Source organism: Brevibacterium luteolum (assembly GCF_013004595.1).
Lineage (GTDB): Bacteria > Actinomycetota > Actinomycetes > Actinomycetales > Brevibacteriaceae > Brevibacterium > Brevibacterium luteolum.
Genome location: NZ_JABEMC010000008.1, coordinates 13550 through 39120, shown reverse-complemented (window position 1 = coordinate 39120; position 25571 = coordinate 13550). Strand labels below are relative to the sequence as shown.

At 66.8% G+C, this 25571-nt stretch carries 20 protein-coding genes; 10 read left to right on the top strand and 10 right to left on the bottom strand.

Translation table 11 applies throughout. The features are described 5' to 3' along the window. Window positions 1-17 precede the first annotated feature (17 nt). A complete protein-coding gene (locus HLA91_RS11275; RefSeq protein ID WP_102162856.1) occupies window positions 18-404 on the top strand; it encodes a metallopeptidase family protein in 387 nt (128 codons plus the stop codon). A 3-nt stretch (window positions 405-407) separates the two neighbouring features. Here the strand turns inward: HLA91_RS11275 and HLA91_RS11270 are convergent, their stop codons facing one another. From HLA91_RS11270 to HLA91_RS14285, 3 genes are read right to left on the bottom strand one after another with little or no spacing between them, the layout of a single operon-like run. Continuing rightward, complete coding sequence (locus tag HLA91_RS11270; protein WP_170274751.1) at window positions 408-1862, bottom strand: DUF5719 family protein; 1455 nt, start codon at window positions 1860-1862, stop codon at window positions 408-410. Next, on the bottom strand, window positions 1859-4945 hold the full coding sequence (locus HLA91_RS11265; protein ID WP_170274750.1) for a glycosyltransferase family protein: 3087 nt from the start codon (window positions 4943-4945) through the stop codon (window positions 1859-1861). The genes HLA91_RS11270 and HLA91_RS11265 overlap by 4 nt, the downstream gene beginning before the upstream one ends. Beyond that, on the bottom strand, window positions 4942-5370 hold the full coding sequence (locus tag HLA91_RS14285; protein WP_375544692.1) for a WhiB family transcriptional regulator: 429 nt from the start codon (window positions 5368-5370) through the stop codon (window positions 4942-4944). The genes HLA91_RS11265 and HLA91_RS14285 overlap by 4 nt, the downstream gene beginning before the upstream one ends. Window positions 5371-5737: 367 nt before the next feature. Here HLA91_RS14285 and HLA91_RS11255 point away from each other — a divergent pair, with 367 nt between their 5' ends. From HLA91_RS11255 to HLA91_RS11235, 5 genes are all read left to right on the top strand, one after another. Next, a complete protein-coding gene (locus HLA91_RS11255; protein WP_239557053.1) occupies window positions 5738-6922 on the top strand; it encodes a coenzyme F420-0:L-glutamate ligase in 1185 nt (394 codons plus the stop codon). A gap of 15 nt (window positions 6923-6937) precedes the next feature. Beyond that, the gene (locus tag HLA91_RS11250; protein ID WP_170274749.1) at window positions 6938-7582 is read left to right on the top strand and encodes a TIGR03089 family protein; all 645 of its coding nucleotides are present in this window, start codon (window positions 6938-6940) and stop codon (window positions 7580-7582) included. Window positions 7583-7606: 24 nt separating this feature from the next. Further along, window positions 7607-8377 (top strand): CoA transferase subunit A, encoded by a 771-nt coding sequence (locus tag HLA91_RS11245; protein WP_170274748.1) that lies wholly within the window; start codon window positions 7607-7609, stop codon window positions 8375-8377. Between the two features lies 1 nt (window position 8378). Further along, entirely contained in the window at window positions 8379-9035 is a 657-nt protein-coding gene (locus HLA91_RS11240) for a CoA transferase subunit B (RefSeq protein WP_170274747.1), read from the top strand. 71 nt (window positions 9036-9106) lie between these two features. Next, window positions 9107-9856 carry a hypothetical protein gene (locus HLA91_RS11235; protein WP_170274746.1) on the top strand — a complete coding sequence of 250 codons (750 nt, stop codon included), beginning with the start codon at window positions 9107-9109 and terminating at the stop codon, window positions 9854-9856. Here the strand turns inward: HLA91_RS11235 and manA are convergent. The 3 genes from manA to HLA91_RS11220 all read right to left on the bottom strand — a co-directional run bounded on the left by manA (window position 9847) and on the right by HLA91_RS11220 (window position 15652). Further along, window positions 9847-11067: a mannose-6-phosphate isomerase, class I gene (gene manA / locus HLA91_RS11230; RefSeq protein ID WP_170274745.1), complete on the bottom strand. Its 1221-nt coding sequence runs from the start codon at window positions 11065-11067 to the stop codon at window positions 9847-9849. The two genes, HLA91_RS11235 and manA, sit on opposite strands and share 10 nt — an antisense overlap. A gap of 156 nt (window positions 11068-11223) precedes the next feature. Next, the gene (locus HLA91_RS11225; protein WP_239557054.1) at window positions 11224-13866 is read right to left on the bottom strand and encodes an NlpC/P60 family protein; all 2643 of its coding nucleotides are present in this window, start codon (window positions 13864-13866) and stop codon (window positions 11224-11226) included. Between the two features lie 301 nt (window positions 13867-14167). Further along, window positions 14168-15652, bottom strand: coding sequence for an LCP family protein (locus HLA91_RS11220; protein WP_170274744.1), 1485 nt, complete (start codon window positions 15650-15652; stop codon window positions 14168-14170). A 289-nt stretch (window positions 15653-15941) separates the two neighbouring features. On the opposite strand from HLA91_RS11220, the gene HLA91_RS11215 reads away from it, so the two are divergent. The 3 genes from HLA91_RS11215 (at window position 15942) to HLA91_RS11205 (ending at window position 20761) form a co-directional block, all read left to right on the top strand. Next, on the top strand, window positions 15942-17621 hold the full coding sequence (locus tag HLA91_RS11215; RefSeq protein WP_338076747.1) for a helix-turn-helix domain-containing protein: 1680 nt from the start codon (window positions 15942-15944) through the stop codon (window positions 17619-17621). A 123-nt stretch (window positions 17622-17744) separates the two neighbouring features. Beyond that, window positions 17745-19271: an AMP-binding protein gene (locus HLA91_RS11210; RefSeq protein WP_170274742.1), complete on the top strand. Its 1527-nt coding sequence runs from the start codon at window positions 17745-17747 to the stop codon at window positions 19269-19271. 59 nt (window positions 19272-19330) lie between these two features. Beyond that, complete coding sequence (locus tag HLA91_RS11205) at window positions 19331-20761, top strand: TIGR00366 family protein (protein WP_170274741.1); 1431 nt, start codon at window positions 19331-19333, stop codon at window positions 20759-20761. An 86-nt stretch (window positions 20762-20847) separates the two neighbouring features. Here HLA91_RS11205 and HLA91_RS11200 read toward each other — a convergent pair whose 3' ends face one another. From HLA91_RS11200 to HLA91_RS11190, 3 genes are read right to left on the bottom strand one after another with little or no spacing between them, the layout of a single operon-like run. Continuing rightward, a complete protein-coding gene (locus HLA91_RS11200) occupies window positions 20848-21996 on the bottom strand; it encodes an acyl-CoA dehydrogenase family protein (RefSeq protein ID WP_170274740.1) in 1149 nt (382 codons plus the stop codon). A gap of 58 nt (window positions 21997-22054) precedes the next feature. Continuing rightward, entirely contained in the window at window positions 22055-22588 is a 534-nt protein-coding gene (purE, locus tag HLA91_RS11195) for a 5-(carboxyamino)imidazole ribonucleotide mutase (protein ID WP_170274739.1), read from the bottom strand. Next, the gene (locus HLA91_RS11190) at window positions 22585-23799 is read right to left on the bottom strand and encodes a 5-(carboxyamino)imidazole ribonucleotide synthase (protein ID WP_338076748.1); all 1215 of its coding nucleotides are present in this window, start codon (window positions 23797-23799) and stop codon (window positions 22585-22587) included. The genes purE and HLA91_RS11190 overlap by 4 nt, the downstream gene beginning before the upstream one ends. Before the next feature lie 124 nt (window positions 23800-23923). On the opposite strand from HLA91_RS11190, the gene HLA91_RS11185 reads away from it, so the two are divergent. Continuing rightward, window positions 23924-24385 carry a GtrA family protein gene (locus HLA91_RS11185; RefSeq protein ID WP_170274737.1) on the top strand — a complete coding sequence of 154 codons (462 nt, stop codon included), beginning with the start codon at window positions 23924-23926 and terminating at the stop codon, window positions 24383-24385. Between the two features lie 37 nt (window positions 24386-24422). On the opposite strand, the gene HLA91_RS11180 is transcribed toward HLA91_RS11185, so the two are convergent. Then, window positions 24423-25571 (bottom strand): alkaline phosphatase family protein, encoded by a 1149-nt coding sequence (locus HLA91_RS11180; RefSeq protein WP_170274736.1) that lies wholly within the window; start codon window positions 25569-25571, stop codon window positions 24423-24425.

Sequence of the window (25571 nt, the reverse complement as noted above, 5' to 3'; positions counted from 1 at the left end):
TCTAATACAATCGCGGTATGCCAGCCCGCCGCCTCCCCCGGGACCGTCACGGCCGTGGCGTGCGCGGTGAGCTGTTCCTCGCCGAGGTGCCGGCCAAGCGCACCCGCGCCCAGCGCTTCGCCGCCCTGGCCGCCCGCATCTTCGAGCAGATCCGGCTGCGCGCCGACGGCGATCTCTCCGAGGTGCGGCTGGCTGTCGACCAGGTTCCGCCGCCGGCGCGCCAGGTGGAGCTCGGCCGGGTGTTTCCGGCCCGGCGCGACCGCCCGGCCACGATCGTCATCTACCGGCTGCCGGTCGTCAGCCGGTGCCAGGACTTCGAGGAGCTCAACGAACTCGTCGCCGAGGTGCTCGCCGAGCAGGCCTCAGTGCTGTGCGGCCGCCACCCCGACGATCTGCTGCCCTGACGTTCAGTCCGTCAGCCGGATATTGCGATAGCCGATGCCCGATGGCGCATCGGGCACGGTCAGCGAGCTGATGCCCCGGCCGGTCAGGGCCACGCCGGCGGCGAAGGCGCTGACATCGGCGGGCGTTTCGATGATGACCGCAGCGGTGTCGTCGCCGAGCAGCTCGGCGGGGTTGACCTCGGTGGCCCGGTCGCCGGACAGGTCGACAGGGAACTGCCCGGTCGCAGAGCCGTCACCGCGCAGGCCGACGACCCCGAGCGTGCCCTCACCGGGGCCGAACAGCATCGTCGCGCCGGTGTTCTCCGGCAGCATGAGCAGCTGACGCGAATTCAGCTTCTCGACGGCCGGGAACACCGCGAAGTCAGCTCCGCCGTCTCCGTCGCGGGTGACCTCGACGGCGGCGGTGACCCGGTCTCCGGCAGTGATCGTCAAGGCGGCAGGCGGGATCTCGCCGATGTCGAGGGTGACGGTGCCGTGTGCCGGGATCGAGGTGCCCGAGCGGGCCAGATCGACCGGCCCGTCGACGCCGACAGCGCTGACATCGACGCTGACCGGCTCGCCGTTCGGGTTGCTCAGCCGCAGCCGTGCCGGTCCCCCGACAGCCACGGGCAGGTACACCTCGCGCGCCGGATCGGCCACCGGCCCGCTCATCTCAATGCCCTCGGCGGTGAGCCCGGAGCGCTTCGCATGCTGCAGGGCTGCTCCGATGAGCCCGCCGTCAGCACTCACCGTCAGGCCCACCTCGGGTTCCTCAGCTGCGATCGCACCGAGCTGGATGACTCGCTGCTCGCGCGGCTGCAGGCTCACGGTCGCATCACCGCCGATGTCGATCGGGCCGTGCGCGCCGGTCGCCTCGGTCGTCGCGGTGATCGTCGTCTCGCCTGGGTTGGTGAGCACGAGGCGCACATCGTCGGTCGCCGAGGCACCGGAGGTCGCGAACCGGGCGTGGGTGGCCGGGCGGACGCATTCGAGGGCTGCGACCCCGGCCCAGTCGCCGTCATCGGCGCGGGTCACCTGCACAGCGGAGACGAGGGCAGGGTTCTCACCCTCGGCCACACCGGTGACGGTCGTCGGATCCTGCTGCTCGTCGGCACCGGAGACGAATCCGTTGGTCGTCCCGACCGTGTAGTTGTCTTCGCCGCCGAGCGTCCGGGATTCGAGTCCTGCGGCGAGGATCGTCGAGTCCGGGGCCTGGGTCAGCGCCGAGGCGGTGCGCACGGTCGGGGTCGGGACCTCGCTGGTCTGGAACTCCTCATCGGTGCCGGCAGCATCGTCTTCGGTCTTGAACGGCCCGGGGCACATCGACACGGTGTCGGTGGCTGGCAGCCGCACCTGCTCGGCCCCGCGCGGCACGGATCCGCCGGCCAGCGGCTGCAGGTACCCGGTCACCGCGATCATGAGGCCTGGCAGCCCGATCGCGGTGAAGGTGAGCACGGAGCGCAGGTTGCGGCGGTTCATGCGCTGACCCTTTCGTCGGTCCGGTGTTCAGCCGTGCCCGAGGCGGTGGTCGCCGGCCGTGGGGCGGTGCGGGCACGCGACCGGTTGCCGAAGGGGATTGCGACGAGCACGGACACGAAGACGAGCACCCAGCCGATGCCCACGCCGATCGCGTACTGCGGGTAGGTGTAGCTGATGGTCACCGTCGATGCCTCGTCGGGCAGCTGATAGGCGGCCTGCCAGCTCGGCGCGCCGGTGCGGGCCTCCTCGCGCACGGCGTCCTGACCGTTGATCTGCACGCGGGCCAGTCCGACTCGCTCGGCGAGGATGAGGGTGCGCTGGCCGGTGCCTGCCGGGATTTCTCCGCGGCCGTCGACGATCTCGACGGGGCTGAGGCTGCCGTCATCGGCGACGACGGAGGCTGAGGACAGCGGTGATCCGTCGGGCACCACCTGGTAGAGCAGCCCCTGATCGGTGGCCCCGAGGCGGGTGAGCCCTGGGGAGACGGCAACGGTCTGGGCCAGTTCGCTGGCCCCGGATCCGCGGATGACGACGAAGCCGATGCCGAGCTGGTCGAGCGCGGTGCGGGTGTCGTCTCCGCTGCCGCTGGTGAGCCGGCCGATGACGCGGGCGAGTGCGATGTCGGCGTCGTCGATGGCGACAGGACGGCGGTCGAAGGGGTGGCCGCTGATGCTGCGCGCTTCGTGCATCGTCGAGGTGGTGAGGATGGTGTTCGACTCCGGGGTGACGAGCTGTCCGTAGAGCTGGTCGTCATCCGATTGCAGGATGAGGGTCTGCTGGCCGAGCGCACCGGTGTGGCGTTCGGCGGCGAAGGCCGGCAGCGGCGAGGCGGTGGTGCGGTGGATCGGGGTGCCGACGAGCAGGGACTGCAGCGTGAAGGCCGTGATCATGAGCAGTGCGCCGGCTGGGATGAGGCCGCGCAGCGCGTAGTTGCGCACCCGGGAGCCGCGGTCGAGGGCCACCGGCCACAGCGCGGCGGCGGTGAAGCCACAGAAGCCCAGGCCGATGAGCAGCATCGAGTCGCCGGTGAAGGAGGCGACGAGTCCGTCGGCGGTGAGTTGTCCTTCGAGCGCGGCCTGCACGATCGCGCCGGCGAGTCCTGCGGAGTAGCAGACAACGGCCAGGGCGAGGACGGCGAGGTTGTTGCGCACCCGCAGGGCTGCGAGCACGAGAGCGGCGAGCAGCGGCAGCAGCAGGGCGGCGAGCACCCACGGAACGGCAGGTGCGGGCAGCCAGTTCTCCAGGAAGGCCAGCTGCGGGCGGGTGGCCCAGCCGAGGGCGAGCTGGAAGCTGTGCGGCTGGGCGTAGTCGAGGACGCGGCCGGGGTTGGTCAGCAGCGCATCGGGCTGGCGGATGGCGGCGATGAGCCACGGCCAGGACAGGCCGATGCCGGGCAGCAGCGCCCAGATGAAGCTGGTGGAGCGGTAGAGGATCATGACCGTGATGACGACGATGATGATCGGGACGATGAGGAAGGGTGAGCCTGCCATGATGACGGCGAAGGCGAGCCCGCAGGCTGCGGCTGCGGCGACCGACCGGTAGTGGATCGAGCGGTCGAGTGCCCACAGTGCGGCCGGGGCGACGATCCAGGACAGCACGGTGCCGACGCGGCCGTCGTGCAAGGAGATGAGGAAGGCGGGCTGGGCGATCCAGATGAGGGCCAGCAGAGCCCGCAGTCCGGCGGCGGGCACGACGCGGCCAGCACACAGGTACATGATGGTCGCTGCCAGCGGCAGGGCGAGCAGCCAGAGGCTGCGCAGCATGAGGTCAAGACTGCCGCCGAAGGGCAGACTGAGGACGGCCAGGACGCTCAGCAGCGGATCGGCTGGCGTCGAGCTGCCGAGGCCGAGTTCGAGGACCGGTGAGAAGATCCTGGTGACGACCTCGGCGAAGGGTACGTCGAGGCGGGCCCAGGCGCCGCCGGTGATCGCGCCGGGGCCGATGAGCCGGTAGAACATGAGCGCGCTGGCAATCGAGCTGACGACGATGATGACGACGAGCGGGTGGAAGAGCAGGCTGCGCTTGGTGCGGATGTCGATGCCGGAGAACTCGGCGAGGTCGCCGGCGGTGTTGAGCGCGCCGTCTTCGCGCAGGTGGTCGGCCGCGACCTCGCCGCCGACTCCGGCGAGTTCGCGCCGGGCCGAGCGCAGGTCGTGTTTGCTGGCGTAGACGCTGGCCGGCAGGCTGCCTCCGGTGCGGTAGCGGCGCAGCCGGCGGGTGGCGTGGGCGTCCTGCGGCAGCGCCCAGGCGGCGCCGAGCCACCAGGAGGCTTCATCGGGTGAGTTGGCGAGTAGGTTGCCGAGTGCTTTGAGAACGGCGAGCAGCGTGAGTTTGAGCTGCATGATGCTCGAGCGGCCGCGGGTGGCGGTCGCCAGCCGGTAGCGGTGCTCGTGGCGGACGATGTGCTTGTGCGGCAGCGGGCGCGGGGACGAGTAGTAGCGGCCGATTCCCTCGGTCGGGATGGCGATGCGGGCTTGGGGAACGACTTCGACGCGGTGGCCGGCTCGGCGCAGCCGGTCGCAGTATTCGATGCCGCGGTAGCTCACCGACAGGGTCTCAGAGGGCACACCGAGCTGGCGGACGACGGCGGCGGCGACGAGCATGCCGGGTTCGTCGACGGCGAAGACGTCCTCGCGGCGGTTGTGCTGTCCGGCGTCCTCCTCACCGGGGCTGACCGGTGAGTAGCGGGCGCCATCAGCGGTGGTCGTCACGCCGACGGAAACGAGGTCACCGTCGGCAGACAGGATCTTCGGACCGACGACGGCCAGTGTGTCGGCGGCGCTGAGCCGGGTGTGCAGCTGGGTGAGGCAGTCGGGTTCCGGAAGGGAGTCAGGGGAAAGGAACCAGACGTAGTCAGCGCGCTCGAGGTCCGGGGAGGACACCAGTTCGGCTGCGGTGAGGGTCTCGCCCGCCGGCAGTTCGGGATTCCGCCGGCGCCGGCGGGCGAGCTTCTGCGCTGTCCGAGAGTCGTCGAGCAGCGCCACCGAGGTGATCTGAGGGAAATGGTGCCGCAGTGCTGTCAGCCAGGCTCGGCTGACGGTGTGGCCGCCGGTGCGGATGACGGCCGCAACACTGAAACTCACACGACCCGCTTCTTCAGTCGCCGCCGTTCGCGTTCGGACAGCCCGCCCCAGATGCCGAAGCGCTCGTCGTTCTGCAGCGCGTACTCGAGGCATTCGGAGCGGACCTCGCAGGAGGCGCAGACCTTCTTCGCTTCGCGCGTCGAGCCGCCCTTCTCAGGGAAGAACGCCTCGGGATCGGTCTGGGCGCACAGCGCCTGGTCCTGCCAGCTCAGCGCAGTCTCGTCGGCGTCGCCGAGCAGCAGCGACAGCGGTGAGACGGCCGCCAGGCTCTCCGATGGGGTCGGCTCACCCGGCACTGGGCTCAGGTCGAGTGGATCGAGCTGGAGCGGATCCGGAACAATGGTCGGAGTGGCGCGGGTCGGATCGACGAACCAGTCTTCGGCGGTTCGCGCGGTCACACCCGGTGCGGAGACGGCCGGCTGCAGTGCCGGCTGCTCTTGTCTCGCGTAGTTGCGTGCAGTAGTCACGGTCTTCCCCTTTCGCTTGCCGGATGCCGTGAAGCGCTGGAGAACCTCAGTGCCGTTCCCCTGCTTCTGTACGGACATCCGGCCTTCCCGTACCTAAAATTACACGCGTGTCATTACCTATTAGTCAAGCGCCTGTTTGGTATTCAAAGGACCCAGCCGCAGCCCATTCGAACGGGTGTTCCAACCCAGAGTGCCCTTTATCACTACATATGGTGCCCGTGGCATGCACTGACCACAACTGGTGCCATTCTGTGATCTCTGCGGTTTTTCTCGCCATACCTGTTGGCGCGGGCACCGCTGAGGGCAAGGTGACATGATGGAGGCTATGAACGGCCCCGCACCAACCCCGCCGCCCTCCAGCCGGCTGCTGACCGCCTACGCGATCCCCGGCATCCGGCAGATCTCACCCGGTGACGACCTGGCCGTCGAGATCTCCTGGGCGATCGCGAACAACCGCATCCAGATCAAGGACGGCGACATCCTCGTCATAGCCTCGAAGCTCGTCGCCAAGGCCGACGGGCTCATCCGCACCGCAGCAGACCGCACGGAGTTCGAACGCCTCGTCACCGAGCATTCGACCGGGACTGTGGCCGCGCGGACCTTTCACACTGCCCGCGGCCCTGCGACCGTGGCGATCACCCGCACCCCGATCGGCACCGTGCAGGCCGCCGGCGGGCTCGATCGTTCGAACACCGGCACCCGGGACGGTGCAGGCGGTGGTGGCACTGTGCTGCTGCAGCCGGATGATCCGGATGCGGCGGCTGAGAAGCTGCGGGCGAAGCTTTCACGCGAGCTGGGCGCGACGCTCGGCATTGTCATCTCCGATTCGACCTCCCGGCCATGGCGGGCAGGCGTGGCCGACATCGCCATCGGCGCGGCCGGAATCGAAGTGCTCGATGACCAGCGCGGGCGGCTCGATGACTCCGGGCGGCGGCAGGGCGTGACGGTGCGGGCGATCGCCGATGAGATCGCCGCTGCTGCCGACCTCGTCAAGGGCGCCGCGCGCGGCCTGCCGGCTGCCGTCGTGCGCGGCATGGGTGCACATGTGCGTGCAGACGGGGGAAGCGCACAGGAGCTGGGCCGGGAGTTCGTCGAGGACTGGTTCCGCTACGGTCACGTCGAAGCCGTCCACCGGTCACTCGGGTGCGGGCGCCTCGACGTCGCACCGGCCTCGGCTGACGGTGATGACGACATCCTCACGAAGGTCTCGCGTGCCCTGGCGGTCGTGCGCCGCGGTGCGGCCCGCACCCCCGGCCAGTCGGCGTGGCGGATGCGCGTCGCAGGCTCCGGCGGACAGATCCTCATCTCCCCTGCCGACTCCCCAGCACGGTCGGTCGCCGGCGGGCACCCTCTCATCGAAGCGACCCTCGGCCTCGGCGCCCTCGTCGACCGCCTGCAGTCCGCACTGTGGTGCGAGGACCTGCAGGCCAGCACCCAGTACACCTGGGCTGACAACGGCTCCCCGACCGGTGCGAGACTCTCGATCGAACTCGCCCACCCGCAGCCCTGAGAAGAAAAGGACCCCATGCAGCAGCTCATCGACGCACTTTCCTCTCGCCGCTACCCGGTGCTCACCTACCTGCCGGAAAGCAGTGAGCGGCTGGAACTCACCGGCACGGTGGTGGCGAACTGGGTGTACAAGACCACGAGCCTGTTCGCCGAGGCGGGAGTCGGCCCGGATCTGGGTGTCGGGATTGTGCTCGACGAGACCGGTCCCCTGCACTGGCGGGCACTGGCGGCGATGCTGGCCGCCTTCGGACTCGATGCGCCGGTGGCGCTGCTCGGCGCGGATTCGGAGCCGCCCGAGGCGGAATGGGTCGCGTTTGCTGATGAATCGCATGCCGCAGATGAGATCACCACTGAGGCAGATGAGGTCTTCGTCTACGCGGCACCGGCACTTGCGCTGGCAGCCGAGGCGCCGGAGGGCTGCATCGACTTCAACTCCGAGGTCCGGGCCCACCCCGACGTGTGCCCGATCCCCGGCACCCAGATCAGCCTGACACTGCCTCGCGGCGAGCAGGTGGCGAGCGACAGCCGGGAGGTGCCCACCGCCTCGGGAACGGAGCTTGAGACCACCGGAATCCCGGTGGATGGTGAGGAGCTGGCAGCAGTGCTTGCGGCGCTGGTGGCGGGGACGGTGACGCTGAGCGGACCTGCCGTCTCGATGTGATCCGGGTCATGCCAGAATGGTGGCATGGACAAAGTAGTTGCATCAGCAGCTGAGGCTGTGAAGGACATTGCGAGCGGGTCGACGATCGCAGTGGGCGGATTCGGGGTCGTCGGCGTGCCCGAGTACCTCATCCGCGCACTCCGCGACCAGGGCGCGGACAATCTCGAGCTCATCTCCAACAACGCCGGCCTCGATGGCCGCGGACTGGGCATGCTCCTCGAATCCGGGCAGGTGGGGCGGATGATCGCCTCCTATGTCGGTGAGAACAAGGAGTTCGCCCGCCAGTACCTCTCCGGCGAGCTCGAAGTCGAGCTCACCCCGCAGGGCACCCTGGCCGAGAAGCTGCGCGCGGCAGGTGCGGGCATCCCGGCCTTCTACACGATCACCGGCGCGGGCACGCAGGTCGCCGAGGGCGGCATGCCGTGGCTGTACGACTCCGAGGGCAACGTCGTCAAGGAATCCCCCGCCAAGGAGACGAAGACCTTCGAGACCTTCGGTGAGAAGCAGGAGTACGTGCTCGAAGAGTCGCTGCCGGCCGACTTCGCGCTCGTGCGCGCGGCCAAGGCCGACCGCCACGGCAACCTCGTCTTCCACTCCTCGGCCCGGAACTTCAACCCGCCGGTCGCCCAGGCCGGACGGATCACGATCGCCGAGGTCGAGGAGATCGTCGAAGCCGGTGAGATCGCACCCGATGACGTGCATCTGCCGGGCATCTACGTCCACCGGATCGTCGTGCTCAGCCCCGAAGAGGCCGCCGACAAGCCGGTTGAGAAGAAGACCCTACGGGAGGCTTGAGATGGCACTGACCAGACAGCAGATCGCAGCACGGGCCGCCCAGGAGCTGCCCGACGGCGCCTACGTCAACCTCGGCATCGGGCTGCCGACCCTCGTGCCGAACTACGTGCCCGAGGGCGTCCACCTCGTGCTCCAGAGCGAGAACGGCCTGCTCGGTGTGGGCCCGTACCCGACGGAGGACGAGCTCGACCCCGACCTCATCAACGCCGGCAAGGAGACCGTCACGATGCTGCCGGGTTCGTCGTACTTCGACTCGGCCACCAGTTTCGGGATGATCCGCGGATCGAAGATCGACGTCGCGATCCTCGGGGCGATGCAGGTCGCCGTCAACGGCGACATCGCCAACTGGATGATCCCCGGCAAGATGGTCAAGGGCATGGGCGGAGCGATGGACCTCGTCCACGGCGCCCGCAAGGTCCTCGTCATCATGGACCACGTCGCCAAGGACGGCTCGCACAAGCTGCTTGAAGAGTGCGAGCTGCCGCTGACCGGCAAGGGTGTGGTCCAGCGGGTCATCACGAACCTCGCCGTGCTCGACGTCGAGGGCGACTCGTTCACCCTCGTCGAACGTGCCCCCGGTGTCAGTATCGAGGAGATCCGCGAGGCCACCGGCGCCACCCTCAACGTCGACGGCGATGTGCCGGAGATGCAGCTCTAGACGCTGTCGGCTGCCGGCCGCCTCGCCGGAGGCGGCCGGCTCCCGATCAGCTCCCATTCTGTGAGGACGTCATGAAGATCAGCGCACTCGTCTCCGCAGCCGCCGGGTCCGCACTGCTGCTGGCCGGATGCAGCGGGGTTGCTCCGGAGCCTGAACCGGAATCGGAAAAGGCAGTCGTCGACGCGTACTTCACCGCATTCGCCTCGAGCGATCCGGCGGAGATCGAGAACGCCGCGGACACCGCTGTCGAGGATTCCACGGCGGCCCGCTATCTCGCTCATCAGCTGAATGTGGCCAGGGCAAACAACGCCAACGGGCTGGATCATCGCAGCAGCGATGTCGAAGTCGCTGACGATGCGGTATCGGTGTGTCAGCACGGCAGGTGCACCGACTACGCAGACTTCACGTTCGAAGACGGGAAGCTGTCAGACTTCTCAGCCAACGGCACCAGCGTCGGCGAGCGCCTCGTGATCGGCGACGGAAAGATGGTCACGTCCCGCGATATCGCTGGCTTCGAGGTGCTGTCGGCTGCCCAGTCAGCAGATGACGAACAGCTGCTCGTCGTCGTCATCAGATTCCACTCCTACGACCGAAGCATCGAACCGGTCACGTCAGCGGTCTACCGGAATCCCGGTGGAGAGCAGGTCGACCACGGCCTCAACTCCGTCCTCCCGCGACGTCTCCTCCCCGATTCCCACCAGCTCGGCTTCGTGGGATTCCCCCGCTCCGAAATCGGCGGAGAGATCGTCGTCGAATTCAGAACGGAAGACGACCAGGAGGCGATCCGCGACAGTGCGCGCGTTCCCGTAGCTCAGGACTGATCAGGCAGTCCGGTGGTGGCGACGAACAGCCGCCCGGAGCCGGTGACGGTGAGCGCCGGGGCCTCGGCAGCGAGGAACACGGAGTCGCCTGCCTGCAGGCGGGTGCCGTCGCTGCAGGTGAAGGTGCCCGAGGTGCACAGCAGGAGGGCCGGCCCGGCCCGGTGGATCTCCTGGTCCTCGGCGGTGTCGATGACCTGGAGGGCGAAATCATCGCTCGGCCCGCGCAGCACGCCGGAATCATCAGCAGTGACGAGTTCAGGCTGGCCGGGTGTGTAGCTCACCACGGCGTCGAGTTCCTCAACGTCGATGTGCTTGCTCGTCAGTCCGCCGCGCAGCACATTGTCAGACGAGGCCATGATCTCAATGCCGAGCCCGCCGAGATAGGCGTGCAGGATCCCGGCGTCAAGGGCCAGCGCCTGGCCCGGCTCGAGCCGCAGCCGGTTGAGCATGAGCGCGACGAGCACGCCGGGATCGTGCGGGAAATCGGCCTGGACTTCCCGCAGGGTCAGGGCCGGGTCGACGGCCGAGCCTGCATGTGACGGATCGTCGGCAGCCACCGGGTCTATGGCGATGTGTGCAAGCGTGTCGGCGAGACTGCCGTAGGTGTCGCGTTCACGCAGCAGCAGGCCCGTCGCCTGCTGCAGATTTTCAGACGCCAGGGCGTCGCGCCAATCGGCCAGGGCCGGCAGCTGAGTCTGCTCACCAGCGGCGTCGAGGGCTGAGGCGAAGCGGTCGAGCATCGCAGTGATTGCTTCCGGACGGCGGAAACCGCACAGGGCGTGGAATTCGGTGAGCGCGTAGATGAGTTCGGGCTTGTGCGAATCGTCCTTGTAGTTCCGCTCAGGAGCATCGAGCGGGATGCCGGCGGCGTTCTCGCGGGCGTAGCCGGCACGTGCCTGGTCCAGCGATGGGTGCGCCTGGATCGACAAGGCGGTTTCCGCTGCGAGGATCTTGAGCAGGAACGGCAGCCGGTTGCCGAAGGCGCCGATCGATGCCTTCCCAAGTGTCGCCTCGGGTGCGGTCTCAACCCATTCGAGCAGCGAGGCGACCGGCTGGCCGTCGGCGTCGAGCAGCTGGGAGGGGGCGACAGGATGGGCGCCCATCCACAGCTCTGCGGCCGGCTCGCCGGTGACAGGCTGGCCGAGGATCTCGGGGATGCCGCTGGGTGCCCCCCAGGCGTAGCGCTGAACTGTGTTTGACAGGAACCGCACGTCTTTCCCTTCGCTTCGATGGTGTCAGCCTAGGGCTGCACGAGGACGAAGACCAACCGTAGGCGGCAGCTGTGAACCGCAGGTGACGCCGAGGTGTCCTGGGAATGCAACAGGCGCCCCGCACCGGGAGGGTGCGAGGCGCCTGTGGCAGTGGTGTCAGTCGATGACTCGGACGAAGACCGCGCCGCGCTTGAGCATCCAGCTGTACGAGCGCTTCGTGGTGCCCGTGCGCTTGGAGCCGGCGTCGTACATCTGGCCCTTCGTCTCGGAGACGATGCCGATGTGGCCAGGGACCCAGATGAGGTCACCGGGCTTGGCCTGCGAGGCCGGGATCACCTTGCCGGCAGCCTTCTGCGCCGAGGTGTGGCGCGGCAGGTTGATGCCGTTCTGCTTGTAGACCCACACGGTGTAGCCCGAGCAGTCCCAGCCCTTGGTGGTGTTGCCGCCCCAGACGTAGCGGACGCCCATGCCCTTGCGGGCGGTCTTGATGATGTTGTCCCGCAGCTCCTTCTCCTGCTGAGCCTTGGACTTCTTCTCATCCTTCTTGGGCTTGTCCTTTTTGGAGTCATCCTTCTTTTTGGAATCATCCTTCTTCTTGGAATCGTCCTTCTTCTTGGAATCGTCCTTCTTCTTGGAATCGTCCTTCTTCTTGGAATCGTCCTTCTTCTTATCGTCCTTGTTGTTCTTGTCGTCGTCTGCTGGACCTTCCCCGTCGTCAGCAGGCGAATCGTTGTCGTCGCCCGGGGGCGAGGCCCGGTTGTGATCCCGGGCCCCTCCCTCGATCGAACCAGTGGGCGAGAACTCGGTGGTGCCGTAGCCGTTGGCCCAGACCAGGCGAGCGCCTTCGAAGACCTGCTCGCAGCGGCCGTCGGAGCACTTCGGCGCCTCAGTCGGGTAGCCGAGGTGGCCCTTCTCGTAGCCCTTCGAGCCCCAGTACTTCTGCAGGATGCCGTGCGTCGGCTGCGCGCCGGTGGCGCTCGTCCAGTGCACCGAGCCCTTCTCGAACTTCTGGTAGACACCGCCGTTCTTCAGGCCGCCGCGCTCATCGGAGGTCGGGAAGCCGAGCGTGTCGCGCATCGAATCCTTGTACATGCTCCGGATCGCGCCCTTGAGCAGGAAGGTCTTGCCGTTCTTGTGGAAGACCGCGCCCTTCTCGAAGTCGCGGGCGGTGCCGCCCTGGAAGCCGTACTCCTTGCCGGTGGCCTTGCCGAGCTTGTCGGCGTTCTTCTCGGCGTACTTGTCGATCGGAGTCTGCTTCGGCGGCTTCGGCTTCGGCTTGTCCTCCTTTGGCTTCTCCTCCTTCGGGCCCGAACCGTCCTTCTGCATCTTCTCGATGGCATTGCGCATGCCGCCGATCTTGGAGTAGAAAGCAGCTCCCGGGCACGAGGTGTTGCCGAGGTCCCGGTGACCGACGATCGTGTTGATCCGCTTGCCGGCCACGGTCGTCTTGCCCTTGGCGGGCACGCCGTTGGCCGAGAGCTTCCAGGCAATCGCGTGCTCGACGGCGCGCAGGGTCTCATTCGGCGGTGCGGACTTCTCGAAGGTGCCCATCACCGAGATGCCGAACGTGCCGGTGTTGTAGCCGGCGACGTGGGCGCCGATGACGGCCCGGTCGAGTCCTCCGGCACGGCCCTCCCACAGGCGGCCGTACTTGTCGGCGAGCACGTTGTAGCCGACGTCGGACCAGCCGCGGCCCTTGGTGTGGAAGCTGTAGATGCCGCGCAGGATGCCCGGCACATCGGAGGCCTTGTAGTTGTTCGAGCCTGCGGTGTGGTGGATGACGGTGGCCTTGACGCCGTTGGCGTAGCTCGGCTTGCCCTTGCGCAGGCTCTCCTTGGCACCCCAGGACTTGCGGGAGCCGATCGAGGGCTTGGGCACCTTCTTCAACGAGGTGTTCGCCACAGCGGCGTCACCAGGGACGTAGGCGGCGTTCTGTGCGTCGTGCTCGGGCTGCTGCGCATCGGTTTCCCCGGCCGGATCTCCGGCCCCGGTGTCAGCAGTTCCCTCAGTCTCAGCGCCGTCAGTCGCGCCAGCGGCGTCAACGACCGGGGCGTTGCTGGCCACGGCATCGGCGTCTGCCGGTGAGGACTTCGGGTCGACGAGGACGAGTTCGGCCTTCTGCGGCGCGGCCTCGCCCAGCACGCGCATCTGCACGGCGGTGGCGGAGTTGACGATGAAGGGCTCAGTGCCCTCGGTGCCCTCTCCCTGGCCGTTCTCGTGCTCGACTTCCTCCCACGGCGACCAGCCGTCGGCGGACTGCACGCGCACCTCGATGGTGACGTTGGTGGTGCCCTGGTAGGCCGCGCCGATGACCGAGGAGCGGCCGGCGGGCACGTCGAGGACGTCGGAGATCGCAGCGATGTTGACGCCGTCTTCGGTCTTCTCCTGGACGCTGCCGGACATGTCCGGCTTGCTCGTCTCAGTCGGGGCCTCGGTGGATTCGTCCGAGCCGCCTCCGGTTTCAGGGGCCTCGCCGCCGCCGAGCTCGCCCGGGGCGGTGCTCATCGGTGCGGCGCTGGCGCCGAAGACGCCGGAGCTGCCGACGCTCATCTGCTGGATGAACGCATCGGACTTCATGAGGTTGGGCAGATTGGTCATCGACTGATTCGCCGCATCGGCTGCGCTGCCGGAGGCTGCGCGGGCGCCGGGGGCTTCGAGACCTGGCTCGCTGACATCGGTCAGCGACTTCTTCTCGACGTCGGGCGTGACGGTGTCGGCCGAGGCCGGCAACACCAGTCCCAGGGTCGAGGTCATGACGGCTGCGGCACACGTCGCCACAGCGGGTATCAGTATTCTCATCGTTTCAGCCTTTGCGAGGAAGACAGGGAAGATAGGCTTCACGAGTGATTGCCGTCATTGGCAAGATGACGAATCAGCTCAACATGACAGAATTGTTACATACTTCGCGGCGTGTCGCTTTGAAAAATCCCTCGTGAGAAGAATTACAACGATGTCGTTCCGCGTGTTCATGCGCTTCGAGAGGGCTGAAAATTTTTTGTGATCCCCTTGCGAACTCGGTGAGATTGCTGACATCCGGGTCACGGGAGCACCGCCGCCGAGGCGGTGGGGAGTCAGTGCGGAAACCGGGCTGGACGACCGGTCAAGGGACGTGGCAGATGGCCTTGTCGTCCTCGTCCGTGCCATTGCCGCCCTCCGGCTGGGCTGCGGTGATGTGCATGCCGCCGGTGGCCAGGGCCACGCCAGCCAGAGCGGAGAGGCCCGCGGCGGTGTCCTCGGCGTTCTTCTCGGAGGCCTCAATCGTCGAGGAGACGAGCTCGTGGACGGCACCGAAGTCCGGGTGGGTCGGGTTGACCTTCGGCGGGGTGAGGTTGAGCGATTCCATCTGGTGCTCCCGCGACTTCATCGCCAGGTCGACGAACTTATCAACCTGCAGCTGCGGGATATCAGTGGAGACCACCTCGGGAGCGGCTTTGGCGATGTCCTGGAACCGCAGCATCACCGTCGAGGCATCGAGCTGCTTGAGCATCGCCTGCTGCACGCAGCGCTGCCGAACCATGCGCTCATAGTCGCTGGAGAACTCGCGGGAGCGGGCGTACCACAGCGCGTGGTAGCCGTCGAGGTGCTGTTCGCCGGGTTCGATCCAGCCTTTGACCGGGCCGTGCTTGCCGGTCTTCGGGTTGACCTTCGAGGAGATCGGCACGCGTTTGCCGGAGACGATGTCGATGCCGCCCATGGCGTCGATGAGCTGCTCGAAGCCTTTGAGGTCGATCATCGCGTAATACTGCACTTTGAGCCCAGTGATGCCTTCGGCGGCGTCCTTGGTCGCCTGGATGCCGGCGGGGGTCTTGCCGTCGAACTCGTCGGCGTGCTTCTCACCCTGCTGGTAGACGGCGTTGAGGATGCACTCGTCGCCGCAGTTGAATCCCTGCGGATAGTGCTTGTGCAGCGGCGACTCCTCGGGAAAGGGCACGTTCTGCATGTTGCGCGGCATCCCGATGCTCACAGCCTTGCCGGTCTTCGCATCGATCGAGATGAGCGAGAGGCTGTCAGGCCGGATGCCGGTGCGGCCCTTGCCGGCGTCGGAGCCGAGCAACAGGATGTTGTAGCGGCCGTCGACGGCGCGCTGACCCCAGCCGGCGGCGAACACATCGGTCATGAGCTGACGCTGGCTGTTGATCATCATCGTCCCCCACGCCAGTCCCCCGCCGATGACGAGCGTGCACACGAGGCTGGCGGCCAGGAATGTGCGGCGGACCTTCGGTGACAGCGTCACGAGTTTCACCCGGCGCACAGTGTCGAGCAGGCACACGATCCAGTTGAGCGTGTAGACGGCGAGGAAGGCGGTGACGCCGGTGAGCACGAACGGGTTGGTGCCCAAGGTGATGAGGAAGCCGCGGGCGAAGATCGCCGTCAGCGCGGCGATGAGCAGCAGCGCCCAGCCGATGAGGGTGAGGATGAGGGAGATCTTCGCCCAGCGGCGTACCCGAAACAGCGACTGCACGGAGCCGGGCACGAGGACCGTTGACGCGAGCAGGATCCAGCCGCGGGCGTTGCGCACCGGCTGGTTGGCATGCTCCGGATAGCGCACCGGGTCGATGTACTTCAGGGGCCTGCGCTCGGCCATCGGCTGCCTCCCGTCTGCTGGCGTGCGCTCTCACGTCCTCGTCATGGGGCAGGTCGCACGCTCCGGAGGCGGTGTGACGCGGGGTGCGGCAACTGCGCCGCACGGGGACGTCGCGTCGGTACTGAACCAGGTTAGCGCTCAAGCCTGAGACTGCCTGGGAGAATCCGGCTGCGAGTGTCCGCGTGTCTTGCTGTCAGTCGGTCGTGTACAAGCTGTGAGAAGCCCCCTCGCTGTGCCGCAGGCTCCCCTAAGATGAGGGCTCCACTGGCACTTCGCAGATCGGACTTCGATGGCAGCTGAAACGGGACAGTTTCTTTCGTCCCTTCTGACAGCGAACAATTCAACTCAGGCGATGCAGGCGGCGGTCCGCCATGTCGTCGCGGTGGTGCAGTGCGACATCTCATGGACGGGTGTGGTCAAGGCTGATGCTGAGATGCACATCGGAGCCCACCACGGACTTCAGACGCCAGAGATGGCAGCGGACTGGCATCTGGCCGTCGGTGAGGGAATCGGCGGGAAGGCTGCGTCGCTGCAGCGCACGCAGAAGAGCAGCAACTATCTGCACGACTCACGCAGGGTGCCCGCCAAACGGCTGATCGACAACGAGAAGATCGGGTCAGTGCTCGTGTCTCCGCTCATGGCACACGACGCAGCGCTTGGGGTGCTGTATGCCGCAGACCGACGGCAGCGGAATTGGACTTCAGAGGACATCGACGAGCTGGAGTCGATCGCCGACCATCTCTCGGTGCGCCTGGCGCAGCTCGATCGCGTCCGCCTGGCAGAAGCTCGGGCCAGCGACGCCCGGCGACGAGCCGAAGCAGCCGACTCCCACCTGACGTCGGCCATCGAATTGGTCGAGCTGCTGAGCTCGGCATCGGCGGTCAATCACGCTCTGGATGCAGTCGCGGTTTACCTCAACGCCCGGATCGAACTGCATGACCGCCACAATTCAGTCATCGGAGCATCCGGTCCAGACCGGGCATCATGCCATGGAGTAGAAATCTCCAGCCGGCTCAGCCCGCAGAGCAGACTGACGGTGCACCTGTCCTGCGTCGATGAGGACACGACCCTCACCGAGCCGTCTGCCCGGATCGCTCTTCATGCGCTCAAGCTTCAGCTGCTGCGCCTCTGCGAGCGGTCGGCGACAATCGAGACGCTACGCGGAGACCTCCAGGAGAAGCTGCTGACCGGCAACTTTACCAATTCGGCCCATATTCAGCGGCGACTCGCGCTCATCGGGTGCTCACCGATCGGATCAGATGCACGGGTTATCGTCATCAGAGCACGGGACCAGGCCGATCAGATCTCTGAGCGCTTCCACAGCGACCTGCGCACGACGTTCCCGGACTATCTTGTCGATCATCGCGATGAGTCCACTGTCGTCATCATCGGCAACGGCGGGTCGGAAGAAGAGCTCTCACTTCAGATCGCAGATCTGCTTGGCCGCGAAGAGCATCGTCGGAAGCGAAAAGGCACGGCCGAAGGAAGCCCAGGCGACAGCCGCAGATTCGTCGCCGGTATCGGACGTCGCACAGAACAGCTGCATGAGGTGTCCATCTCCTACGATGAAGCACGGGCCGCATGCACCGTGGGCATGTCCAACCCGCAGACCAGCATCGACGGGTTCGCCAGCGCCCGGGCTCTGGGTCTTCAGGGGCTGGCGAGCATCCCTAATGCCCAGCTCCAGGCGATGGTGACGGACACGTTCGGGCCGATCATTGCCCATGACGAGCGCCACGGAACGCACTACATGACAACCATCAGCTCGTACCTGGCCAACGACCGACACCTCGGCGACACCGCAGCCGAGCTCCACGTGCACTACAACACTGTGCGCAACCGCATCGCCCGCATCGAAGAACTGCTCGACCTCAGCTTCGCCCGCACCGACGACCGGTATCGCGCGGAGACTGCCGTGCGCATGGCTGCCGTGCTAGCGGCCCGCACGACACCAACGACAGCCCTGTGACGATCTGACAGGCGACGGCCGGAAGTCTGTACCCGATTCACATAGCCAGCCCTGCATGCGTGCGACATCCTGACTGACAACGTGGCGCGGGCCACATCGCTCAAGGGAGAGGGAGTCGCAACGATGCAATGTGATGTCATCCGGGACCTGGTTCTGCCGGCAGTCAAGAAGCACGGGAGCCGCACAGCCGTCATCGCCGACGGACGAACCTGGACGTACCGGGAGCTGCACAATGCCGCACGCGAAGTCGCCAGCATTCTAATCGCACGAGGGGTCAAAGCCAGCGACCCGGTGGCCATCATGCTGGACAACAGCGCCGAATACCTCGTCGCCGACCTGGCGATCGCATCCGTCGGCGCTGCCAAAGTCCCCATCAACCTGATGCTCTCGCCAGCAGAGATGACCTACATCCTATCCGATTCCGGTGCGAAGCTGGTGCTGACATCGGATGCTCGCAGAGGCACGCTGTCCGATGCGACAGGCGAATCCGTTCTGGAGAAGCTCATCCTCAGCGTCTCCGACGAACGACGTGTCGCGGTGGCCGACGCCGACGGCCCGCTCACAGCAGATGCCGCACAGGAGCTGCCTGCTGTCAGCGCCGAGGATATCGCGCTGATCATGTACACCGGAGGCACGACCGGCCGGCCGAAGGGTGTCGTCCACCTGCAGAAGGGCTTCGCCTCCAATCTCCTCTCGCACGTCATCGAAACCGAGATCACGGCTGACGATCACCTGCTGCTGTCCTCGCCGCTCCCCCACAGCGCAGGCGTCCTTGCACTCGCCGGTCTGCTGCAGGGAGCCGTTGTCGAGGTGATGAAGCAGTTCGACATGGAGTCCACCCTAAACAAGATCGAGACCGGTGGCGTGACGTATCTGTTCATGGTGCCGACCATGATCAACCGGCTTCTGGATGCGACCGAGGAACGCCCGAAATTCGATCCCGGCCGACTGCAGACGATCCTCTACGGCGCCTCCCCCATTTCGGAGGAGCGACTGCGTCAGGGACTGCGGATCTTCGGCCCGGTGTTCATGCAGCTCTACGGACAGACCGAGGCACCGAACTTCCTCACACGCCTTCGCAAAGACGACCACGACGCCGACCGCTTCCCCAAACGGCTGCGCAGCTGTGGCCAGCGCTCGCTCATGGCCGCCGTGCGCGTCGTGCGCAATGACGACACCGACTGCGATCCGCATGAGGTCGGCGAAGTCATCGGAAGCGCGCCCTATGTCATGGACCGCTACCTCAACCGTCCCAAAGCGACAGAGGAGACAGTCCGCAACGGGTGGCTCTACACCGGCGACCTCGGCTACATGGACGAAGACGGTTACGTCTACCTCGTCGATCGCAAGAAGGACATGATCATCACCGGCGGCTTCAACGTCTACGCCAGCGAGGTCGAACAGGCGCTGTCTGCGCTCGATCTCGTCCAAGACGTCGCTGTCGTCGGCACTCCTCACCCGGATTGGGGTGAGGCGGTCACCGCTTACGTCGTACCCGCACGTGAGGGTGTCGAGCCCGGCGACATCATCAACGCCTCCCGGGACGTGCTTTCCAGCTACAAGCGGCCGAAGTACGTCCACCTCACCGACGCTCTGCCCGTCACGGCCGTCGGCAAGATCAACAAGAAGCAGCTGCGCGAGCACAGCTGAGCCCAGCGTCATTCGCGCATGCCCGCCGGCACGCACATTTTCCAAGGAGAACTTCACACATGAGCTCGACCACCAACCTCGAACGTAAGCCAAAGTTCCTCGACCGGTACCTTGCCTGGTTCATCCGCTGGATGCCGGATTCGTTCGTCATCTGCTTAGCCCTGACCATCATCGTCGGCGCGCTCGCCTTCTTCCTCACCGGGACCTCGTTCTGGTCATCGGATGCCGAAGAGGTCACGCTCGTGTCTGCATGGACGGGTTCCTTCTGGAACCTGCTCGAATTCACGATGCAGATGACAGTGCTGCTGGCGACCGGCAACGCGGTCGCCACCTCTCCCCCGGCCAAGCGCCTGCTTACCTGGGTCGCCCGGATCCCGAAGAACCGCACACAGGTGATCATCCTGGCCGGAACCGTTGCCAGCCTCCTCGGCTTCGTGCACTGGGGACTCGGCATGATGGGCGGCATCGTCCTCGGCAAGGAGCTCCTGGCCGAGGCGAAGAAGCGCGATATCAAACTCCACGCACCGGTCCTCGTGGCCACCTTGTTCATGTGCATGGTCCCCGGAGCAGCCGGCATGTCCGGAGCCGCAGTGCTGTATGCAGCCACCCCGGAGTACCTGCGCGATCTGGTGCCTGATTCCCACGTCGAAGCGACCCCGGTCTCCGTGCCGCTGACCGACACCGTCGTCCGTCCGGACTTCGGCCTTCTGCTCGTCGCCTGCATGCTCGTCGGCATCATCTTCATGCTGCTGATGCACCCGAAGGACCAGACGAAGATGAAGCAGGTCGACGCTTCGGTCTTCGAGGAGCTTGAGTCAGGTGCCGCCTCGGCGATCGTCGAACGCAACACCCCGGCACAGCGCGCCAACGCCAGCCGCATCGTCATGATCGTGGTCGGCGGCATCGGTCTGGCCTTCAGCATCCTCAATATCGCTGCAACCGGCATCGCCGGCCTCGACCTCAACGCCTACAACTTCCTGTTCCTGACCCTCGGCATTCTGCTGTGCGCCAATCAGGGCCCTGAATACTACGCAGGACTCGTGCGTGAGGGCATCTCCGGCACGTGGGGATTCATCCTGCAGTTCCCGTTCTACGCAGGAATCTTCGGCCTCATCAGTGCCACCGGACTCGGCGTCCTGATCTCGCAGGCGTTCACCGCCATCTCGAACGCGACGACCTGGCCGTTCATCGCGTTCCTCTACTCGGGAATCCTCAACATCGCCGTCCCGTCCGGCGGTTCCAAGTTCGTCATTGAGGCTCCGTACATCGTTCCCACCACACTCGACCTGCAGGCGGACTTCAGCCTGGTCATGCAGGCCTACCAGATGGGTGACGCGGTGTTCAATCTCCTCATCCCGTTCTTCGCGCTGCCGTACCTCGCGAACTTCAAGCTGAAGTTCGGTGAGGTCGTCGGCTACACGGTGCCGCCGGTGCTCGTCATGATCGGCGTCGTCAGCACCTATCTCCTCATCTTGTCGGCGATCGGCTGACCCAACAGGACGGAGAGTAATCCGGAGACGATAATGGGGCCGGTGTGAACGCGTAACGCGTCCGCACCGGCCCCATCAGCGTCACATCACCCCAGCAGCTTGCGGCCCATGACGAGGCGCTGGATCTGGTTGGTGCCTTCGTAGATCTGGGTGATTTTGGCATCGCGCATCATCCGTTCGACCGGGTGGTCCTGCACGTAGCCGGCGCCGCCGAGCAGCTGCACGGCATCAGTGGTGATCTCCATGGCGACATCCGAGGCGTACGCCTTGGCAGCAGCACCGAAGTAGCCGAGGTCGTCGTCGTTGCGCTCGCTCTTGGCCGCGGCGGCGTAGGTGAGCTGGCGGGCGGCTTCGAGCTTCATGCCCATGTCGGCGACCATGAACTGCAGCGCCTGGAACTCCGAGACCGGCTTGCCGAACTGCTTGCGCTCCTTGATGTAGCCGATCGCGTAGTCGAGCGCACCCTGGGCCACGCCGAGTGCCTGCGCGGCGATGGTGACGCGGGTGTGGTCAAGGGTCTGCAGTGCGATCTTGAGTCCCTGGCCCTCCTCGCCGACGATCCGGTCGCCGGGGATGCGGCAGTTCTCGAAGAACAGCTCACGGGTCGGGCTGCCCTTGATGCCGAGCTTGCGCTCCTTCTCACCGAAGGAGAAGCCCTCATCGGACTTCTCGACGACGAAGGCGGAGATGTTGCGTCCGCGCGGCCCATCGGGGTCGGTGACGGCCATGACGGTGTAGAAGTCGGACACACCCGCATTGGTGATCCAGGTCTTGACGCCGTTGAGCACCCAGTCATCCCCGTCGCGCACCGCGCGGGTCTTCATGCTCGCGGTATCAGAGCCGGCCTCGCGCTCGGACAGGCCGTAGGAGAATCCTGACTCACCTGAAGCGACAGCCGGGAAGTACTTCTGCTTGATCTCCTCGGATCCGCCGATCTGCACCGGCATCGAGCCGAGCTTGTTGACCGCTGGGATGAGCGACGACGACATGCAGCCGCGGGCGACCTCTTCGATGACGATCGCGGTGGCCAGCGCATCAGCGCCGACGCCGCCGTACTCCTCGGGGATGTGCGGGGCGAAGAAGTCGGTGGCCACGAGCGCGTCGTGGGCTTCCTGCGGGTAGCGGGCGCTGGCGTCGACGTCGGCTGCGTGCGGGGCGATCTTGGCGTCGACGACCTCGCGGACGGCTTCGCGGATCGCTTCGTGGTCCTCGCTCAGCTTATAGATGTCGAACATGTCTCTCCTTGTCAGGTGATGCTCCGGCACCCAGGTGCCGGGTCGGGTCGAGTGGGGGTCAGCCGTCGAGCTGGTCGAGCAGCGCGCGGCCTTTGGCCTCGGCGGTGGCCTTGAGTTCGTTGCGGTAGCCATCGAGTCGCTGCCGGATCGCAGCAGCGTCCTCTGACTCGCCTGCCCCGAGGATGCGGGCGGCGAGCAGGCCGGCGTTCTTGGCACCGCCGATCGAGACGGTCGCCACGGGCACGCCAGCGGGCATCTGCACGATTGAGAGCAGGGAATCCATCCCGTCGAGCTGCTTGAGCGGCACCGGCACGCCGATGACCGGCAGTGAGGTGACCGAAGCGAGCATACCGGGCAGGTGGGCCGCTCCCCCGGCGCCGGCGATGATGACCCGGATCCCGCGCTCGGCGGCGGTGGTGCCCCATTCGATCATCTCGTGGGGCATCCGGTGGGCTGAGACCACCTCGGCGCTGGCGGAGATGCCGAGCTCGCCGAGCACCTCGGCGGCCGCGCGCATCGTCGGCCAGTCGGAGTCCGATCCCATCACGATGCCGACCGGGCCCGCTTTCGCAGCGGTGGCTGGCTCAGTCATGAACGGTTCCCTTCTGCAGCTGGGCCGGCGCCCCCGCCGACGAGGTGCTCTGCTCCCCCGGTGCGGTGGTCCGGGTGCGGGTCGGGGTCGGTGCCGGCGATGTAGTCGGCGGCATGCCGGGCCCGGCGCAGCACCTCGGCGGCGTCGGTGCCGGTGAGGTTGACGTGTCCGAGCTTGCGGCCGGGCCGCACCTGCTTGCCGTACATGTGGATCTTGACCTGCGGGTCATGGGCCATGACGTGCAGGTAGGCGTGGTAGAGGTCGTCGCGGTCAGCGCCGAGCACGTTGACCATCGCGGTCACCGGTGTGTGGGCTGCCGGGTCGCCCAGCGGCAGGTCGAGGACGGCGCGCAGGTGCTGTTCGAACTGCGAGGTGATCGAGCCGTCCTGGCTCCAGTGGCCGGTGTTGTGCGGGCGCATCGCCAGCTCGTTGACGACGTAGCCGTCTGAGGTCTCAAACATCTCCATCGCCATGACGCCGGTGACCTCGAGGCTGCCGGCCACCCGCAGCACATCGGCAGAGATCTGCCGGGCCAGCTCGGCGTCGAGACCGGGAGCGGGGGCGAGGGCCTCCTTGCAGATCCCGTCCTGCTGGTAGGTTGCCACGACCGGCCACACGGCAGTCTGGCCCATCGGCGAGCGGGCGACCATGACGGCGAGCTCGCGGGTGAAGTCGATCTTCTCCTCCGCCAGCAGCGGTGCGCCCTCGGCCAGCCAGTCGGCGGCCTCGGAGGCGGCGTCGATGACGCGCACGCCGTGGCCGTCGTAGCCGCCGCGCGGGGTCTTGAGGATGAGCGGGAACCCGATCTCGGCACCGAAGGCCTCGAGCTCCTCGGTCGAGCTCACCTGCGCCCAGCGCGGGTTCGGCAGGCCGAGTTCGTCCATCTTCGCGCGCATGATGAGCTTGTCCTGGGCGTGGATGAGCGCCTCGGGACCGGGATGACACGGGTGGCCGGCGGCGGCGAGTTGACGCAGGTGCTCCGGCGGCACGTGCTCGTGGTCGAAGGTGAGGACATCGACGGTCTCGGCGAAGGCTTTGAGCGTCGGATAGTCGCGGTAGTCGCCGACGGTCACATGGGCGGAGACCTCGGTGGCGCAGACGTCGTCGCTTTCGGCCAGCACGTGGAATCCCACGCCCAGCGCCTCGGCGGCCGGGGCCATCATGCGCGCCAGCTGGCCTCCGCCGATCACTCCTACTTTGGGAAAAGTCACAGCACCACTGTACCCGTCACCACACCGTGGGCAGCCGGAGGGTCTGCGACCGCCGGGCATGCGCGTCCGGTAATCTCGGAAACGGCAGGAATGACGGATCCCGACGACAGACAGGTGCGCGGTCATGGAGATGCGCAAGGAGGCCAAGCGGGTCGCGAAGTTCTCCGTCGTCGGCCTCGTCGCCTTCGGCGTCGACTTCCTCGTCTTCAACCTGCTGCGCCCCGAGGCTCTCGGGATCGGCCCGATGTGGGCGAAGATCATCTCGGTCACCCTCGCCACCCTCGTCGCCTGGCTCGGTTCGCGCTACTGGACGTTCAGAGACGGCAGGAACCGCTCAGCGACCCGTGAGGCGGTGTGGTTCTTCGTCGTCAACGCCATCGGCCTGCTCATCGCGATGGCGTGTCTGTGGGTCTCGCACTACCTGCTCGGCTTCCGCTCGGCACTGGCCGACAACATCTCCGCCAATGTCGTCGGCGTCGGCTTGGGCAACATCTTCCGCTACCTTATGTACCGCCTCGTCGTCTACCGCGTGACCCCCAGGCGCCGGAAGCACCGCCGTGAGGTGCTCAACGTCGACGGCGGTTGACCGCGTGTCACTCCCCGCGCCCGAGGCGGTGGCCGGCTTACGTGCGTAAGAGCGGGATCGCCAGCTCCTGGCTGGTGATGCCGCCGTGGTGACCGATGAGGGCGAGCGCCGAGGGTGAGTCGTGCTCCGAATCGACGATGCCGGTGCCGGCCTCGCAGACGACGATGACATCGCCGATGCGCTGGAGGTTCTGCGGGCGCACGGGTCCGAAGAAGCCACGGGCGATCGCCTGCTCACGGGTCATCACCAGCGCCCGGTTACCGAGAGCCTCCGCGAAGGCGGTGTGGACGGTTTCGCAGGCGCCGGGCCGCACGTAGAGGTGCACCGCACGCGGTTCGCCGCCCACAGCACGCAGCCCCTCGCGCAGGTGCGGATGGTCGGCGAGGTCGAGGCGGCCCTCATGCGGGATGTCGACCATGCCGTGGTCGGCGGTGATGGCCAGTTGGGCGTCATGCGGCAGGCCGTTGGCCAGTCGCGACAGGTGCCCGTCGACCTCTTCGAGTTCTTCGAGCCAATGCCATGAGTCGACGCCGTGGACGTGGCCGGTCTTGTCCAGGTTGCCCCAGTAGAAGTAGACGAGGCGCCTGCCGGGCCGGCGGATCTCTTCGAGGGCGTGATCGACGCGCTGGCTCATCGTGCGTGAGCCGCGGAACCGGCCGCCGCGCAGGGATGCCTGGTTGAGCCCGCGGCCGGCGAACTTCGGCTCTCCCAGACTGACGACGTCGACCCCGGTGCTGACGAGGCGTTCGAACATCGTCGCATCCGGCACCCACACCTCGGGATCGACCTCGGGGTCCCAGGTCAGCTGGTTGAACACGATCTCGCGCTCCGGGTCGAGCAGCTGGTAGCCGACCACCCCGTGGGCGCCGGGCAGCATCCCGGTGCCCAGGGAGGACAGCGAGTTCGCCGTCGTCGACGGGAAGCCTGCGCTCATGGCGAGCATGTCCGGCAGCAGCCCGCGCAGGAACGGGGCGTGCGCAGCACGGGCGCGCAGCAGCTCGGCGCCGAGTCCGTCGATGAGCGCGACGACGACCACCCGCGGTTCGGCATCGAAGCCGAGCTTCAGCGCCCGCTCAGCAGCTCCGTCGTCGAGGATCTCCCGGGCCCCGAGGCTGATCGCGGCAGCCGGGATGACATCGGAGAGCAGCGGGGAGTTCCGGTAGTCAGGGGCTTGGCGCGTCTGCAT

Coding starts and splice junctions, on each gene's coding strand:
- HLA91_RS11255 (WP_239557053.1), top strand. CDS start 5,738: ATGAACGGCCCCGCACCAACCCCGCCGCCCTCCAGCCGGCTGCTGACC.
- HLA91_RS11225 (WP_239557054.1), bottom strand. CDS start 13,866: ATGAGAATACTGATACCCGCTGTGGCGACGTGTGCCGCAGCCGTCATG.
- HLA91_RS11270 (WP_170274751.1), bottom strand. CDS start 1,862: ATGAACCGCCGCAACCTGCGCTCCGTGCTCACCTTCACCGCGATCGGG.
- HLA91_RS11205 (WP_170274741.1), top strand. CDS start 19,331: ATGAGCTCGACCACCAACCTCGAACGTAAGCCAAAGTTCCTCGACCGG.
- HLA91_RS11235 (WP_170274746.1), top strand. CDS start 9,107: ATGAAGATCAGCGCACTCGTCTCCGCAGCCGCCGGGTCCGCACTGCTG.
- HLA91_RS11240 (WP_170274747.1), top strand. CDS start 8,379: ATGGCACTGACCAGACAGCAGATCGCAGCACGGGCCGCCCAGGAGCTG.
- HLA91_RS11220 (WP_170274744.1), bottom strand. CDS start 15,652: ATGGCCGAGCGCAGGCCCCTGAAGTACATCGACCCGGTGCGCTATCCG.
- HLA91_RS11250 (WP_170274749.1), top strand. CDS start 6,938: ATGCAGCAGCTCATCGACGCACTTTCCTCTCGCCGCTACCCGGTGCTC.
- HLA91_RS11245 (WP_170274748.1), top strand. CDS start 7,607: ATGGACAAAGTAGTTGCATCAGCAGCTGAGGCTGTGAAGGACATTGCG.
- purE (WP_170274739.1), bottom strand. CDS start 22,588: ATGACTGAGCCAGCCACCGCTGCGAAAGCGGGCCCGGTCGGCATCGTG.
- HLA91_RS11215 (WP_338076747.1), top strand. CDS start 15,942: ATGGCAGCTGAAACGGGACAGTTTCTTTCGTCCCTTCTGACAGCGAAC.
- HLA91_RS11210 (WP_170274742.1), top strand. CDS start 17,745: ATGCAATGTGATGTCATCCGGGACCTGGTTCTGCCGGCAGTCAAGAAG.
- HLA91_RS11200 (WP_170274740.1), bottom strand. CDS start 21,996: ATGTTCGACATCTATAAGCTGAGCGAGGACCACGAAGCGATCCGCGAA.
- HLA91_RS11180 (WP_170274736.1), bottom strand. CDS start 25,571: ATGCAGACGCGCCAAGCCCCTGACTACCGGAACTCCCCGCTGCTCTCC.
- HLA91_RS11275 (WP_102162856.1), top strand. CDS start 18: ATGCCAGCCCGCCGCCTCCCCCGGGACCGTCACGGCCGTGGCGTGCGC.
- HLA91_RS11185 (WP_170274737.1), top strand. CDS start 23,924: ATGGAGATGCGCAAGGAGGCCAAGCGGGTCGCGAAGTTCTCCGTCGTC.